This window comes from Williamsia sp. z71 (assembly GCF_059553375.1).
In genome coordinates, this window is the sequence record NZ_JCANWX010000002.1 from 803,792 (window position 1) to 820,021 (window position 16,230).

A 16,230-nucleotide genomic window follows, 5' to 3' on the forward strand; every position below is an offset into this window, starting at 1 on the left:
CGTAACATTAGGGCCATGAATGTTCATCAGGTGACCGTGTTGGCACTTGAGTCGGTGCTGCCCATCGATCTCGGAATTCCGACGCAGATCTTCAACCCACGCCCAGATACGCCCTACGCCTTGAGTATTTGCGGCATTGCACCAGGGTCCGTCCGGACGAGCGCAGGTTTCACGCTCGGTGTGACGGCGGGTCTGGAGGAGCTCGATCACGCTGCGACAATCATGATTCCGGGTTACGCCGATTATCGGCGGCCACCGCCTGCGGCGGTGTCGGAGGCATTGAACAAAGCGGCACGGCGAGGGGCCAGGATTGCGTCCATCTGTACCGGAGCGTTCGCACTGGCTGCTGCTGGTCTACTGGACGGTCGCACGGTCACCACACACTGGGCCAGCGCTGATGAGTTGGAGGAGCTGTTTCCCGGGATTATTGTCGAGCGCGAGGTGCTCTACATCGATGACACTCCGATACTCACCTCGGCGGGTGTCACCGCGGGGATTGATTTATGTATGCATATGGTGCGCAACGATCTTGGTGCGCATGTCGCCAACAACATCGCCCGCGAACTCGTCGCAGCGCCGCATCGCGACGGAGGCCAGTCTCAATACATCACCAGACCGCTTCCTGACCCCAGTGCGACAACTCTGGCCGCAACCAGGGAATGGGCGGCGAGTCGTCTCCGCGAACCGCTGACTCTCGACAGTCTGGCTCAGCATGCCGGGGTCTCAAGTCGGACCCTGACCCGCCTGTGGCGCGCGGAGACCGGAGTCAGTCCACACCGGTGGCTGTTGGCTGCGCGTGTCAACCTTGCCAGGGAACTTCTCGAGAAGACCGATCACACCGTTGAGCAGGTCGCCAGCCGTTGTGGCCTTGGCAGCGCCACCAACCTACGCGCGCGCTTCCGAGATGCGGTGGGTACCACGCCCACTGCGTACCGAAGGGCATTCAGCCAGTCCTGATGCCGGCCGAACCCACGAGCGGTTTGTTGCGGCGCCTCGTCGAGGCCGTTGTGAGTGTCAGGATCCCGTACTACAACCAGATCCGGTGGCCAGGACCGCCGGACGTGCTAGTCGACCAGCACTACTTCGGGTGATGCCGGCGAGACGGCCGCGGCACTTGCCGACTGGTGCCCCCGGTCAGACTCGAACTGACACTCGACGGGTTTGAACCTGCGGAAGTGGGTGTTTGCAGATCTGTTGTGCGTGAAACGGTGCTCATCGCACGGCGGACTGCCGCGCCGCAGCGAGAGCACCGGCGATCTTCTCACTCCTCGGCGACGGTGTTAGTGGTGGGGTTGCGATGTGCTGACCAGGGGCCTCCTGCGGCTCTCCAGTCGATGAGTCCTCTGCTGATGTTCTTGGCGTCGAAGCCCCGCTCCATGAGTGAGTTGGCTGCACCGGCCGATCGCAGTTGTGAATCCTCGAGGGGCAGATGCCGGGCCCCGGGTAATGCGGGTGCGGTTCCATTCGAACGGGCGTCGCACATCGATGATGAGCGCGCCCTTCGCAGGGACGTCGATCGCATCGGCTGCCGACACTGCCGGCGGTGACGAAGGTAGTGACGAAATCCCGTCGCTAGGAGTCCTTTACGTCTTGGGGCGCATCGGCGTGTTTAGTCGGCACGGTGGTGTGGCGGTGTTCTTGTGCGACATTGCGCATTGTCAGGGGTCCGCTGGCGACGGGTATGAGCGCGTGAATGCGTGTACGGGTGCTCACTCCACGCCCCAGGAACGCGACCGCGGCGACGGCGAGATAGAACGCCCCGTGGACCGGTCCCAGCGCTGTTGCCAGCTCACTATTGTGGACGGTCGCAAGATTACCGAGTAGCGCCGCCACGGTGAGGGTTTCGATGAGTGAGAGAACGGCGAGGGTGCGTAGGAGGCCGTTCACGGTCAGCTCGCGCCCGGTCGGATGATCATCAGCAGGACGACCGCCACCCACAGCAGATTGAACACGCCTGTGAACATCCCGATTCGGCGCAGGCGCTGTCCGGCGTCGGGGGTGCTGAGGGCCTCGCGTTGTAGCGGGGCGATCTGTAGCGCCAGCAACCCGCCCGCGACCGCGGTGAGGATCATGGCCGCAATCACCCAGGTGTCGGTAGTGCGCCCCTGAACGGCGGCGAGTATCAGTCCGATGGCCGGCACGATCAGGGCGAGGGTGCCGTAGACGCGGGTGATCCGGTACAGCACCCGCGCGATGTCAGCGTTGCCGTCATCCGATGACGTGCCGAAGGGCGCAGTGACCGGGGCATAGCGCGGGAACATGCTGGTTACCACCGCAACCGGTCCGACGAACAGAATGCCCGCCACGATGTGAACGGACAGCAGAATGTCTTCCATAACCTTCAGCCTACCTGAAGGTGCCAGGTCAGCGAAGGGCGTCCAAAGCCCGGATCATGTGCACGCGCAGTGCGTCGGTGAGTTCTGGGTGCTGTGACGTGAAATCGGCGTCCACCGCTGCGACGACGTCCACTGTTGTAGCGAGCAGCGTGGTTCCCCGGTCGGTGATCTGTTCGTCGTTTACGTTGCGTCGACCGGAAGCTGGAGTTCCCGTCCCGTCGGACTGCCTTGAATGCGTTCGACGTGCTCGTTGGTTGAGTCGCATCCTGTCGTGGTTCGCCGAATGGTGATCGTTGCTCGACATGCGCCAGGGGATTAGTCGGCTGGTGTTGGTGTACTTGGCTGGCGTCTCGGTGTGGCGGACCTGTCGCCGGCTGATTCGGAGGCGGGTCTGGTGACCAGTGTCCGCCGTGTGGGCGAACCTTGGTTTTCGGCGCATGGGCAACTTTGCCCGTGGGAAATCCGCTCAGTGGCGTCATGGGCGCGGAGGGGGTCGATCCGTGCTGAGTGGCGTCAGCAGTTGGGTTAGGGCGGTCAAGGTTTGACGCCCACCAGATCGGTTGCAGCGGAGGCGATTCCTGGCGTATCCGTCCCACGATGTGTGGTCGCCCCGAGGTATGGCCGCTCGCTGAATCGCAAATCCCGGCCGCCTCGGAAGCGTTGCTTGCTGAGACTCCTGCGTACCCGCACCATATCGTCACATTTAGTAGGTCTAATCACCGGTGTGACCTACGGTTTGTGCCCCCGGTCGGACTCGAACTGACACGGGACGGGTTTTGAACCTGCGGTCGTGGATGTTTGCAGATCGCTGGCGGTGTTGACTGTTTGCGAATGATGCAGTGGGGGAGCGGTATTCGTGTTTGCGATGTTGAGCCAGTGTGGGAGGTTTCGGTGCTGCTGCGTACCCTCTGCGTACCGGGGAGCAGTCATGCTCGATTGGAGCAACTGGTAACGAGACGCATCGATGTGAGACGAGTGGACCGTCCGTCGTCATGCTGGCGTCCATGGGTAGCTAGACCGCCGTCCATCCCGTTTGCCGGATTTTCTTCGGCATTTGAACCTTCATTGCGGCCAGTGGGCGCTCGTTCCCCTGATCCAATGGGACTTGCCAGTAGCCAGCTCGGGGCAGCGGCATCAAGAGCCGGGACCATTCGTCTCCTTGAGCTCGTCCTATTTCCACACCGTTAGTAGATGCTACGTCGGTTGTGGACGCATTTCTTGCAGGGGAACGCGGTGCGGTCTCGGTGGGTAGACGATCCCAGCGACAACGACGGTGACCGTCGGTACCGCAACCCGCGCGATGGCCTTCTCGCGTTGCACCGCCCAGGACAGCGAAGGCAGTCGCGATCTCCAACCCGATGAGACCGCCAGTCAGCACCCCGAATACCACCCTGAGAACTAAAGTGGGTCGGCCCCATCCGGGCAGTTCCGGCGCGCGAGAGAGATTGCGTCAAAGTCCTTGTGTGGACGAAACGACCGAAAATATTTGCACTAGAACGCGTATCGCTCCAGCGATTGGTTCAGATCGAACGGTACTGACGATTGCCGGGCGCTCGGCGCAGTGGCTATGGCAGTTTCCACAAGAGTCGGCTGACGTCGGGCTGTAGGCCCGGTTCGTAGCTAACGGTCTTGTTGCCGATGACGAGGTCTGCGGCGTTGACGTTGAGGGTGTCGGCAATCTGCTGGAGCAGCTGTGCTTTTTCCTCGGAGAACTGGCGGTGGTACTCCCTGGAGGTGGAGAGTCGGTCGGGGGGAGTGGTGGGGTCGTTCATCAGCTGCTGAAGATGTTCTTCTGCGCGCTGCTGGATCATGTGGAGCTGTCTGATCTTCGTTCGATCTTCCGCGGGTACCCGTGCAGCGTCGATGGAGTCGGGGTCGACGGGCGCTAGCTGTTCGCGGTGTGGCCCGGTTTTGTCTTGATCGGTGGAGTCGGGGTTGGCTACCGGGTCTGAGGGCTCGAACGTCTTCGGATCGAGTGCAGTGTCGAACTCGATGTAGGTAATTTCGCTGAGTCGCTCATCGCCGTTGACGTGGGCAAAGGTGCGCAAGCACGTGCCGGTTTTGGCGTCCAGGGTGACGTGCAGGGGGCTGGGCTTGTGTGGGGGCGGTTCGAGAACAAACTCCCAGGCCGAACGACCGGCAATTGTAGTGGCGGTCGGTGGTCCAGCTGGGTGGTGGAAATCGTGAGGGTCGTCAAAGAGCAGGTCGCCAGGGCTGCCCAACAGTGGATGGGGATGCTTGTCGCGCCACCTGGAGGCCGCGGAATAGACCGTCGCCTCAGGCTTTGCCTCAAGGTGACCCTGCACCCCACGAATCCAACACCGTGTGTTCTGTTGGATATGTATTGCGCCGGCCTCGTCGGCCACGTACCAACAATCCCCCGGTGCGACCGCGAACCGCGAGGTCGCCTCGGTTGTTCTTCCCTTGAGCGTTTGCCGGGTCCGCAAAGTGCCAACCGCCGACTCGAAGCTGACACTGGCGTACTTTTCCCTGAGATCACCCCATAGCCCCGGAGCACGCTCCGGAGGAAAGCCGGCAGCGTCGACCATTTGTTCCCCCATGAGGGCATCTTGTCAGATGAGCGCGGGCAAGCACCGACGAACAACCGTATGACCCCGTTGTTGGCATAGAAGACCAGCTTGAGCTGCTTACCAGCGAGGTCCAAGATCGCCGGGAACCGGCCCATCGATTCTCGCGCAAATGGGCACGAACCGGCAAAACGGTGCTCGACCGCCTCAGTCTCGGGACATCCCGACAGTGGTAGTCGAGGAGAACTCAAGCGGTCGTCCCGGCGCAACGACGCTGCGGCTGTATGCGAGGGGCGGTGAAGCTGCAAGCAGCCGATCGCGGGTCTATCTTCGTTCGCGCTTACTGACCGGCGAAGGCCCCGACTTCGCCCTGCTCGGACATGTCTATGCCCATTTTTTGCTTCCATGTGTCTGGGACGTGTAGGCCGAGAATCTCTACTTCCCTCTTTCCTGCGCTGGTAGGCCCAAGTGGGTGGATCTCGGTCCAGCGGATGGGCATCGCGAAGTGAACGGAATTGATGAGCAACTCGGCCGTCGCCGGCGATGTATTGCGGTCGAAATGCAGAAGGTAGCCGTGTTCGGCGGGCTCGGCTCCTGTCATCCGCCACGAGTCTCCGGGCCGTCCCCAAATTTCGAACTTGGTGGGATTCAACATCTTGATGAGTAACGGCCAGTTAGATATCTCTGGATGATCGTTGATCACGTTGCCGTCACTGTCGAGATACTCTTGCCTAGTGTCCTGGGAATAGCGCCTGCCCTCTCTGCGGCTGGCAATGGTCTCAGACCACGTGCCACGTTCGTTGTCGACAACGAACTCCACAGTTTGGATATTTTTCGGCGGCCCTGTCAGCTCATCGAGCTCACGCTTTCCCCACATGCGGTAGACCGCAGTTCCAGACACACGTGAACATGAATCGGTGTTGAATAGAAGGCTGATCGCATCCAAGGTGTGTTGCAACGTCACTGCAGACGTCAAGGTGCCTCCGTGTTCGTTGATCAGACTAGAAGCTGAACTGGTACGGTTCGCTCCCCAGCGCCGGGCATTCGAAGTCGGGCATTCTCAGTCCGAAACTATCGTCCTCAGTTCCGCAAGCTTATCGTAACAAACTAACTGTCAAGTGCATAGCATCTTCGAAACAAAAAAATGGGTGACACTACTTCGAGCACCAACAATATCGGGGGCATCTTTATCCGAGATAATGATCGGGAATGCTGCCTGAGGTTCCGACCTATATGGGTGTCACCGGCTCGTGGTTGCACTTCGTCAATGGTGACGAACTGTGTTGTCCCAGTCGTCAATCTGGCTTTGTCGTAACTCGGCGACCAACTCCGTGACTTAACGTAAGGTCCCTGGGTGCAACAACCTGGTCGATGCCCTTGAGGCCCGGTACGTTTCGCCTCGGGTGCCGAATTACATTGCGCCCCAACCTATTCCTCCGATAATAGATATTACTTCGCCTCAGAATTAGAGAACTCGCATCCCGTCAGCGCTGCCTTGAATCCGTTCGCCTCCAGTTTCGGATGTGCTTGTTGCCTCAGTCGCATTCTGTGGCGGTTCGCCGAATGGTGATCGTTGCTCCGCTTACGCGAGGGGATCGGGCGGCTGGTGTCGGCTGTGCGTGGTTGCTTTCTCCGTCTCACGGACCTGTCGAGGGCTGATTTGGAGGCGGGTCGGGTGACCAGTGTTCGTCATGTGACGGACCTCGGCTTTTCGGCGCACAGGCAACTTTGCCCGTGAAAAATCCGTTCAGTGGCGTGACGGCGCGGAGCGGGGCCCGATCCGTGCTGAGTGGCGTCAGCAGTCGGGTCACGGCGCTCAAGGTTTGTCGCTCACGAGATCGCTTACGGCGGAGGTAATTTCCGGCCATATCCGGTCCCGGAGGTGTATTCGCCCCGAGGTATGGCCGCTCGCTGAATCGCAAATCTGGCCGCGGCGGACGGCCCGTCTGCTGAATCTCCTGCGTACCCACTGCGTACCGGCTGCACAGCCTTTACTTTAGCCATCCTAAACACTGCTGTGACCTGCGGCTTTGTGCCCTCGGTTAAGACTCACTCAGAACGGGCGTTCGTCAGATTTCCTGCATACCCACTGCATACCGGGTCTGTTAGCAACCCTATGCACCGCTTGTGACCTGCGGTTTTGTGCCCCCGGTCAGACTCGAACTGACACTGGACGGGTTTTGAACCTGCGGTCGTGGATGTTTGCAGATTGCTGGCGTTGTTGACGTTTGCTGGATTGTGTAGTGGGGGAGCGGCATTCGCGTTTGGTCTGTTGAGTGAGTGTGGGGGGTTCTGGTGCTGCTGCGTACCCTCTGCGTACCGGGGAGGTATCGCGCGAGAAGAACGGAAGCCGACAGCGCGGAGTGTGTCGGTGCGCTCGGGGCATGAGCAGCAGGGCGCCGATTCCGCACAGTCAGATCGACTCCTGCCCGAGTTTCTTTGAGCTTTCGCGAGCGGGAACGTCACGAATGCCAGCCTGCTGGCGCAATCTTGGGGCCCCGGACATTACGAGCTTTGGGCACATCGTACGTTGCCTAGTCGGATGCCGCGCCACATCGGACGATCAAGGATTTCGCCAGGTCGGATACTCGACGTGCAAATGCTTCGCTTATGGCTCGTCGCGACGCGACGTAAGGGAGTATTTGCAGATGCGATTCTCTGAGGCATTTTCGATCACACGATCCGGATTAGATGACTGGTTCGATCCTCATCTCACAGTAGACACAAGGTTGTTTATCGATCCACTACTTCTGCTCGAGGACGGCGGTGCTTGGAGGCAGGCCCACCGCGAACTGCTTAGTCACTTCGCGCACTGCTACCACTTGGTGGCCCGGGCTACGAGTGCGCGGTCTGTGTCTGCGGTCGCCGCTCGTCGGCTGTTGACGTTTCCAGAGCCCGCTGAACTTGGCCTTGGTTACAGCGCTAGTACAACCAGTGGGGCGGGCTCTGGTGACATGTTTGCGAGAAGGATGGCTGACGGTATTGCCGTGGCGATCAGCCGTGGGCTGACCGAACCCGAGCACATCGAAGAGATTGGGATTCTCAATGAGGGAATCGGCGCGGATCGAATATCTGATGCCGTAGCCAATGTTCTCAAGAGTAGGTTCATTGCCTACACGCAACGAGTAGCCAGCCGGCATGACATACCGCTCGAAGAGCATCTTGTCCGAAATTCGCGTTGTAACCTTGGTGCCGCTCGGTGGATTAACGAGAAGGTCCTCCTGCCGACAAACCCGGCGACGCGGAAGCCGGTCATCCTCGCGCCGGCGCGTTTGTTAAACAAGCTCCCGATCCTGAACGCCGATGATTGGTTCGACTCCCACCTCAACGCAGACATCCGTGGCGAATTGAATATTGAAGTCGGCACCCACGTTTCTAAGCAAGATATTGTCGCTGCCGCGAGGAAGCACCCCGACCGTGTGCGACGCTGGGCGGAAGAGCAGACAACGCGGCCTGATCTGCAGGGATACAACTATGCAGACGATCCGCTTGGCGTCGTTCAGTGGGACGGCGAACCAGTATTGTTTGCACAGCAGCATCCCATGGCCTTGCATCGCGTGTCGACGCAAGCCGACCTGACGGAGCTCGTCGCCAAGATGATCGACCAGTTTCGCCACTTTGTCGAGGAGCAACGAGGGTGGTCCTTACTGTGGAACGACGACGGAAGCGAAAAGCCTGAACTTGCCGCCCAGCTCGTTTTTCTCGGCATGAGTCAACACTATCTGCGGCTCTTCGACGTCGAAGTCGATCGCGAGGTCGAACTCGGACGTGGGCCAGTCGATTTCAAAGCATCGTCCGGTACCTCAATCAAGTTGTTGATCGAAGTGAAGAAGGCACACAATGGGAAGTTTTGGAACGGCATCGAAGGGCAACTCCCGAGCTACCTCGTTTCTGACGACTGCAACGAGGGCTGGTACGTCGCACTGCGGTACAGGAGCAACGCCAGCTCAACGAGACGAATGAATGAACTTCCGCAGAGGGTTGAAGCGGTAGCGGATCGCAGCGGAAAAGCGCTGCGCTATGCGACAGTCGATGCCCGCCCGCAAGTCTCGGCCTCCAAGATCTGAGAGCTATGTTGCTTGCCCAGATGCACTGCGTCAGAACTGTTATCCGACGACTCCCGAAGACGAGAGCCCAATAGCCCGGACCGTTAGCGAGGTGATGCGTCGATCGATGACAATCCTCGGTCCGACGCGGCGGGGTCCCTACGTCGGAGCCTGGACATCGGGCAGCAAGGGGTGCGCTGGAGGCCCACCACGAGGTGGCGATGCTGTCTTGGACGTGAAGTTATCGAGTGCTTAAACGGGAAATAGTCAGTACTGTGTCGACTTGTGACATCAACTGACCCGATATTGGATAGGCTTCACCCTCATGTTCGAGCCAAGTTGATACGGGCCGCGCATCATTCGCATCAGCTCCAGGCAGCCATTGTGGAGTGGCGAAAGGCGCATACTGAGGTCGAAGGGACGATGTCAGAGGACTCGCGAACTCTTACGATCAATCTACATATAAAGGCAGATGCTCCATTGGCTGACTGGGGCACCATATTCGGCGATGCGGTTCACAACCTTCGCTCTGCCCTTGATGTATGGATGTGGAACGTTGCATGTGACCAAGCATCGGTCCCTGTAATCGAACGGGACGTTTATTTTCCGGTCTGTCTAAACGGAAAGTGCTTCAGAGACTGGAAGGCGAAAACTGGACAGTATCTAGACGCTGCGACGATAAACGCCCTGAGGTCCGTGCAACCCTACACTCACGATGGTGTCGAACCAATAGAGAAGCATGGGCTCTCATTGTTGAATAAAGTCGATAATTCGAATAAGCATCGAGTTGTGAGCAATATGATTATTGACGCTGTTGGTCTTAATGGATTTCGGTTCGTATCTGACGTTCGGAACACTATTGACGGGCAGTTCTACCCAGTTTCGCTTAAACTGGGTGTCGGGACAGTCGTAGTTGTGAAATGGGAACATCCCGTTCATAGCGTTTCTGTTAATCCGGGATTCCCTCTTAAGTCAGGTTTTGTTGTCGATGGCGTAGGCATGATTGACATCGATGCCGGCCTGAATGGGTTCTACTCATGGGCGCGACACTGTATGCAGGTAGTTCCGGATCGAAGTTGAGTTCGTCAGCATGGGTGCCGTCGCCATTCCGAACATTTCGTTGATGCCGCTTTGTCTCCCTCTGCGCCGTGGCAACCGTCACCGCTGTCTTATCCGTCCGTCATAGCCGTCTGGGGGACCTCACATGTCCCGAGGCCGTTCGCGCCCTGTTGATCAGTGTGGCCTGTACTTGCACGGCATAGTCCGACCTTTTTCCACGACGAATGATGTTGCGGTCAAGGATCTTGCGATCGAGCTTCGCTTCGAGGGGTACGAACTCACTCGCCAGTGCGGGGGCGGTCCTTGGTGCGGATGGTGGGCGGTAGCGTCATGTCTACGCCGACTTCGTATCGAGTGGGACGATCTTGTTCGCAGCGAACTTCGAGACACTGTCTGCGTTCAGTAGGCCGGTGGCCGAGTAGACCGCACCGATCACAGCCGCTATGGCTGTCGGGCCGAACACAATGCCGGAGATGACGGCCGTGAACATGGTAATCCAGATGAGCGTGCGGACGGACTCGTGCGCCCGTTCGCGGCTCATCTTGAACCGGCTCATGAACGACTTCGTTGCGATGTCCGCGAACGCACTCAAATTCGGGTCGGCTTCGAGTACGGCGTCGACCTTCGTGGCGTACTGAGGTGCCAGTTTGATCGACGCCAGGGTGTCGGCGTCGACTGCGCGCAGAGCCCGTGTGCTTTCGAGGAACGTCTTGGCGAGGCCGGACGTCTGTTCCTCCATGCGCAGTCGGAAGGAGTCGGTTACGGCAGTTGCCAGGCGAGAAGTTTCGACCAGCTGTTGGACGACTGGTGCCATCTGCGCGGCCTGGATCGCGTTGAACGCGGCGATCGGCTTGAACACGTCCCCAAGGAGCTGCTTTTGCATCCGGTCCATGTCAGCGCTGAGCTTCTGCATCCCCATTGCAGCGGGCATTAGGTTAGTCGCCAGCGCGCCCCGATTCTGGTCCACCAGTTGCGGTGCCATCTTGACCCCGGAGTACGAATCAATGAAGTTCGTGGCGAACCCCGCCATGAGGCCGTCGGTGAGCTTCGATAACTGCGTTGTCTGCATGGCGAAGTTCGCCACGGCTTGGCCGGCCAGCAACTCGGTTCGGGGGATGTCGACCTTGAAGGATGACTTCATGGCGTAGTCGGCGTTGTAGTTAAACCGAGCATCTGGCTTCGACATGGACACCTTTGAGTCAGGGGATCTAGTGGGATCTCATCTTATTCGAGCAGGGTGACAGAAACGGCTGTCGACGACAGGCACGGTGCTGGCAATGTAGGCGCACGCCTTCATCGGGATGGAGGTGATGAGGCTCATCGAAAATGCCAGATGTGCTTTCGGAACTTCCCGCTTGTGAGACGGGTTCTACTGCAGCGGCCCCGCGCATCGAACTGACCGCATTGCAAAGGCGATGGACGCTGCAGCTGAAAATGCTGCATACCCACTGCATACCGGGCCAAGTCATAGCGCGCCTGGTCGCCGAAATCCTGCATCGATGTCGTGTTCGAGTGGTGTCACTTCTTGTGCGTTGGTAGTGAGTTTTTCTTGCGACCGCGGATAGTCTGGACGTGATGTACATCCTGGATGTTGAGGGGGAAGTCCTCGCTCTTCGAGATTGACAAGCTCTTCTCTGGTCGACTACCGAAGGGATCAATCCCGTTGTATTCTCGGAAGTGGGATGGGTACAGCCCCTTTCGTATGTCAGGCGTGGGATAAGAGCGGTGTTTTCGAGGTAGAAGGAATCGTCCACGGCGCAGGGCGAAGGGTGCGCAAGTTCTGCAATTTCTCCGAGCCAAAGAACGGCGACCTTGTCCCACTGATACAGAACTTCTTCATGAAATGCGACGTATATTCGCGAAATAACGGTAAGGCCATCAACCTGGACTACGAATATGGCGGGCGTTTCGGTCCGCGGCAACTGGCGGTGTGTGCTGTTCCCGGTCGTCGCAGCGAGCGCTAGCGCCCCAAGATTTCGCGGGCCTTGACAACGAACTCAGTTCGTAAAACTCGTAGACGCGAATCCATATCCGCCAGTTCATCTGTCGTCGCTGATTTGGCGACAGCATCGGATGTGCCAGCTGCGTACCAGAGTGAGTTCGCGGTGCTGACAGTGAGCATTCCGTGGCTCGCAATCTTGCTGATCTCGGATATAACCGTGACCATTGTGTCGGATCCCACAAGTTCAATCTGAGAGGACTTGATGCCAAGTTCGTTGACCGCCACTGTAAAGTCGTCGACTTGGTCGGAGAACTCGAATGGGTAGTTCGAATCGCGCCAATAGGCGGTGATGGCGACCTCAATCGCGACCGCGGACTCGAGAACCTGATCGAAAGAGCTCAGATAATCGCTCGTTACTTCTCGCACCTCTGTGCGTTGGAACTCAGAAAGTGCTTGCTTCCGCTCAGCGTTCGCTTGATATGTGGTGGTGAATATTCCTGAGAATGTTCCGGTGAAGGCGGCCAGCAGAGTCGCGACGACAGCTATGACTCCGAGCTTGAACTCATTCGATCTGCTCCCGCTGTCGTTGTGCTCGGAGGTTGGCTCTGGCTCGGGGACTGGGGATTCCGTCACGCGGGAACCGTAGCACCAGCTCAAGTGGCCTTGACGTTCAATGGATATTTACCTTCGCTAAAGTATGTAGACTAGTTATTTACAGTTGACAATCGGCTAATCCCGACCTGGGGCGTCACCTGTACATGAGTCCGCGAGTTTTATGAGAGTTTGTCGATCCGACCTGGGGTTTGGAAGGACGGTAGACATCGTAGTCGGACGGAGCGGCACTCGGCGGAGCAGATCGAGTAACCAATCGGGAGGACTCGGGTTTGACGGTTAAGGTGATACGAAAGTCGCCTTCGATTCGGTGATAGCACCGCGTCCAGAGGACCTGACGACGGAGGAAGATCACATGATGAGTCGGCTGGACTTTTCTGGTGCGGAAACCTATTTGAATCCAAGAAGTTCGAGAGTTCCTTCATACTGGGGCGAGTTGTTAAACGAGTAATTTCGAAACGTCGGTTTGTGTCTACAGAGGACGATCGTGGCGTACATGAAGATGCCGTTTGCGAAGCGTTGATATTCGAGGGAAGAGAGTTCGACCAGCTCTCCCTGCGGAGCCGCTAGACTCCTGGACTTTGCGACGAACCTACTGTCGGCGATCCCCGCCCGATGTGCCCAGACGTTCCTAACCAACTGCGCGTCGTCGACCGCATCCTTGACAAGCGGTGTGATCTCACCCTGCATATTCACGAGCTCTAGTAGTGCTTCGTAACGGGTCACAGCCTTCTTCCGCGCTTTGAGAGCAAGTGGCTTCGCGTAATAGAGCAACTCATCGTAGTCACTCATCCTTGTTTCCAAGGATGAGTCTTTCGCTGTTAGCTCAGCAAAAAGACCGGAGGTCAGCACCTTTGGGTTGTCAGTGATTAGGTCGATGATGAGGTCATCGACGAAGCTTTCGAAAGCTCCGAACAAGCCAATGAGTGACTGTGCGTGGAGGTGTGGGAAGCCGCGCGATCGCGTGTCATCTGTGAATTCGCGAAGATTGGGCCTGCTATTCGGATCGGCCAAGATGGCATCGGCGCCACGGTAGGTCATGATCTGGTGGGCGGCTTGGTAGCGTCCGTACTCCATCCAGTTCAGCATTGCTCTACCGACGGGTGGCTCGACGTCGGTGAGGTTGATGGATCGCACGTCTTGTTTCACGAGGACCGTTCTAGCACGAAACCACGATCATGGGCTCGCCTCGGCGTGGTTGTCACGGTCGGAAGTTCGGACGCGGTGCGCGACCACAGGCTACAGGCGACTACGGCGAGCAATATCTTCAGATACCCATATACGTTCATTATGTGTTGCTCCGTGGTTGAGTTGCCATCGGAGAAGCACGGTGGTCACGTTCGGCAAGGGAGTTGTGCGTTGTCGGGTGCCCGCGATCGCGAGAACCGGATCGAGGGGCAGTCGGATATCGACCGTAGGTGTACCAGATTTGACCGCAGTATCCACGTGTTTTGTGACTGGTGCGCTGAGTAGGACGAGTTCGTGGATTCGAGCGCCAGCGACAACGGCTCGCGCGGCGATGTCGCCCCCGTAGCTGTGACCAAACACGGTTTGGAGGCCGTGGGGCGCGACATCATATGCCCATTCGACGAAATCGTCTGCTGCCGTGGCACGTTGGCGGTTGCTGTATGCGCCGCTCCAACTGAACTTGGCGCCGCGGCTGTAGAGGTTCGGGCGGTGGTTGTGCAGGATGAACCGGTGGAAGTCTCCCTGAGGACGCCACCAGTCGCCCTTCCAACCCCAGGTGCCGTGAATCATGGTCGACACGACCAAAGCTCCGGGGGCGGTGGTCGGTTTGCGAGGCGGCTCATCGACCGGGTCATCGGTTTCGTCGGCAGAACTAAGAGCTGCGAACGCAAGCGACCGGACGATCGCGTCAGTCGACCTGATGGCATCATCGAGGCGCGCCCGCGCCAAAATGGCTACCACGAAGCGATCCATGTATCTGGAGTCTGTGTTGCCAGAGCCGCTGATCAGGGAGGTCCCGCGGTAGTAGACCTCGCGCCAGCGGTCTGGTTCCCACTCGATTCCGGGGTCTCCGTCGCTCGGTAGGAATGATCGATTCCAGCCGAACCAAGGTCCGAACGGCGGGTCGAGACGGTCGAAGTCGAGATCGAAAGCGAGCTGTTCGTAGAGATACCAAGGCTGCGGGTCTTGCGGTGGCCAGCTTGGCACGTCGAAGTTAAGGCCGCGCCAGAGTGCCGCCGCGGCTGCGGCTGATTCGCGTTCGAGTGAACTGCCGAGCATTGCGATCAGGAATGTGACCGCGTCTCTCGGGTCGGTGGACTCATTGAGCTGCATCCATGCGCGTATCCGCGTCTCGTCGAGGTCGTCGCCGAGAATCAGACTCGTGTCGCGTTGTCGAGCGTTGAACGGATCGCGCTCACGCCAGTTCAGGTCGCCTTGATCGATGAGCGATTCGGAGAACCCAAGCGCTCGGTATTCGGGGGCCAGAGTGCGTACAGCCGTTATTGCTTGTTGCAACATGTTCGATAACGCTGCAGCGCGGCATACGTTGGATCCTTCCGAGACGACATCCGCACTAGCGCTGTCGGGATCGCTTGAAGGTTCGAAGACGTTCCCGTCGTCGCCAGCGATGGTCAACTTGTCGCCCTCCATGATGGGTGTGGTTGCAGGTCAGCATAGAGCCATGGTCGGTCGTCGTTCTATGCGAACTCTGCTGGATTTTGGTGGGCTCGGTCGCGTTGACTGAGAAGCAGACCCGCCGGCGACGGCGCACCGCGGTTGATTCGGTGCTCCAAGTAGGACGCGCTAGCGGCAAGCGGCCTTTCGGACGGCCTTGTAGGCGAGGCCATCGAGCGCTTTGAGGAGTCCATAAAGTCGGCTACGTGCTTGCGCGGGTCCGTGTCGAGTTCGAATCTTGCGTACCATGTGCGCATCTCGGCGCGAAGGTCCTCGGCTTCGGGGCTCCCGTCGAGCTGGCTGCCGATCTCCTCGATGAGTGTGGCTACGTCCTCGCCCCGGGCTTGGCCGTCGTGAGTGCGGGCCAAATCATTCTTGGCGCGGTTTACGCGGCCGGAGATCTTCTGAACGGACTCGGCGCGCTCGGCTTCGCGCTGCCACAGGACGATGTGTTGGAGCAGGAGCTTGAAGTTTTCCGCCGTTGTGTCAAGGTCTTTCATGGTTGCCTTGAGATCGCCCCGGTTACCCGTGGCTCTAGATCCGCGTTGATGTGTGCCCGTGTTGTTGACTAGGGTTTGTTGGAGTTTGGAGCACAGTGATCTCAGGAGGTCACGATGCCCCTCACGTACCCGATCGACGTCCGCCGACAACTCTGCGATCGGATGCTCGCCGGTGAGCCAGTCGCTGTGACCACCGCAGAGACCGGCATCTCGCAGGCAACTTTGTTCAACTGGAAAAAGCAAGCCCAGATCGACACCGGCGATCGACCGGGCGTGCGCAGTGTTGAGGCCGACGAGCTCGCGGCGGCTCGAAAACATATCACGCAACTCGAAGCGGATCTGAAGCTCACGCGGCACGTGTGTGAACTGTTCAACGAGCAGGTAGTGGTGTCCCCCAAAACGCCGACGCGCGATCGCTGACCGACTGATCGCGCGCGGACACTCGATCCGATCATCCTGTCGCATAGCTGGATTGAACAGATCAAACTGGACGTACAACAACAACCGGAAACCCTCTGACCGGGAGACTCGTCGGTTGAGCGTCGGCGACACGATCACCGAGAT

12 protein-coding genes and 1 pseudogene are annotated in these 16,230 nt (G+C 58.7%); 3 read left to right on the top strand and 10 right to left on the bottom strand.

The window, feature by feature from the left end:
• The first annotated feature begins 15 nt into the window (after positions 1-15).
• Positions 16-957 carry a GlxA family transcriptional regulator gene (locus AC51GR_RS07940; RefSeq protein ID WP_496324044.1) on the top strand — a complete coding sequence of 314 codons (942 nt, stop codon included), beginning with the start codon at positions 16-18 and terminating at the stop codon, positions 955-957.
• 304 nt (positions 958-1,261) lie between these two features.
• On the opposite strand, the pseudogene AC51GR_RS07945 reads toward AC51GR_RS07940, so the two are convergent.
• From AC51GR_RS07945 to AC51GR_RS07965, 5 genes and pseudogenes are all read right to left on the bottom strand, one after another.
• Positions 1,262-1,561: pseudogene (locus tag AC51GR_RS07945) on the bottom strand (rhodanese-like domain-containing protein); the annotation flags it as partial.
• Between the two features lie 11 nt (positions 1,562-1,572).
• Positions 1,573-1,887 carry a hypothetical protein gene (locus tag AC51GR_RS07950; RefSeq protein WP_496324045.1) on the bottom strand — a complete coding sequence of 105 codons (315 nt, stop codon included), beginning with the start codon at positions 1,885-1,887 and terminating at the stop codon, positions 1,573-1,575.
• 2 nt (positions 1,888-1,889) lie between these two features.
• A complete protein-coding gene (locus AC51GR_RS07955) occupies positions 1,890-2,336 on the bottom strand; it encodes a hypothetical protein (protein ID WP_496324046.1) in 447 nt (148 codons plus the stop codon).
• Between the two features lie 1,565 nt (positions 2,337-3,901).
• Positions 3,902-4,885 (bottom strand): hypothetical protein, encoded by a 984-nt coding sequence (locus AC51GR_RS07960; protein WP_496324047.1) that lies wholly within the window; start codon positions 4,883-4,885, stop codon positions 3,902-3,904.
• Between the two features lie 319 nt (positions 4,886-5,204).
• The gene (locus AC51GR_RS07965; RefSeq protein WP_496324048.1) at positions 5,205-5,840 is read right to left on the bottom strand and encodes a hypothetical protein; all 636 of its coding nucleotides are present in this window, start codon (positions 5,838-5,840) and stop codon (positions 5,205-5,207) included.
• Positions 5,841-7,512: 1,672 nt separating this feature from the next.
• On the opposite strand from AC51GR_RS07965, the gene AC51GR_RS07970 reads away from it, so the two are divergent.
• Both AC51GR_RS07970 and AC51GR_RS07975 read left to right on the top strand, forming a co-directional pair.
• The gene (locus tag AC51GR_RS07970; protein WP_496324049.1) at positions 7,513-8,931 is read left to right on the top strand and encodes a DUF8370 family protein; all 1,419 of its coding nucleotides are present in this window, start codon (positions 7,513-7,515) and stop codon (positions 8,929-8,931) included.
• Between the two features lie 402 nt (positions 8,932-9,333).
• Positions 9,334-9,990: a hypothetical protein gene (locus tag AC51GR_RS07975; RefSeq protein WP_496324050.1), complete on the top strand. Its 657-nt coding sequence runs from the start codon at positions 9,334-9,336 to the stop codon at positions 9,988-9,990.
• Between the two features lie 313 nt (positions 9,991-10,303).
• On the opposite strand, the gene AC51GR_RS07980 is transcribed toward AC51GR_RS07975, so the two are convergent.
• The 5 genes from AC51GR_RS07980 to AC51GR_RS08000 form a co-directional block, all read right to left on the bottom strand.
• Entirely contained in the window at positions 10,304-11,155 is an 852-nt protein-coding gene (locus tag AC51GR_RS07980; protein ID WP_496324051.1) for a hypothetical protein, read from the bottom strand.
• A 774-nt stretch (positions 11,156-11,929) separates the two neighbouring features.
• Complete coding sequence (locus tag AC51GR_RS07985) at positions 11,930-12,544, bottom strand: hypothetical protein (RefSeq protein WP_496324052.1); 615 nt, start codon at positions 12,542-12,544, stop codon at positions 11,930-11,932.
• A gap of 369 nt (positions 12,545-12,913) precedes the next feature.
• A complete protein-coding gene (locus tag AC51GR_RS07990; RefSeq protein WP_496324053.1) occupies positions 12,914-13,672 on the bottom strand; it encodes a hypothetical protein in 759 nt (252 codons plus the stop codon).
• 90 nt (positions 13,673-13,762) lie between these two features.
• Positions 13,763-15,142, bottom strand: a complete 1,380-nt coding sequence (locus AC51GR_RS07995) for a hypothetical protein (protein ID WP_496324054.1) — start codon at positions 15,140-15,142, stop codon at positions 13,763-13,765.
• A 47-nt stretch (positions 15,143-15,189) separates the two neighbouring features.
• Positions 15,190-16,224, bottom strand: coding sequence for a hypothetical protein (locus AC51GR_RS08000; RefSeq protein ID WP_496324055.1), 1,035 nt, complete (start codon positions 16,222-16,224; stop codon positions 15,190-15,192).
• Between the last annotated feature and the right edge of the window lie 6 nt (positions 16,225-16,230).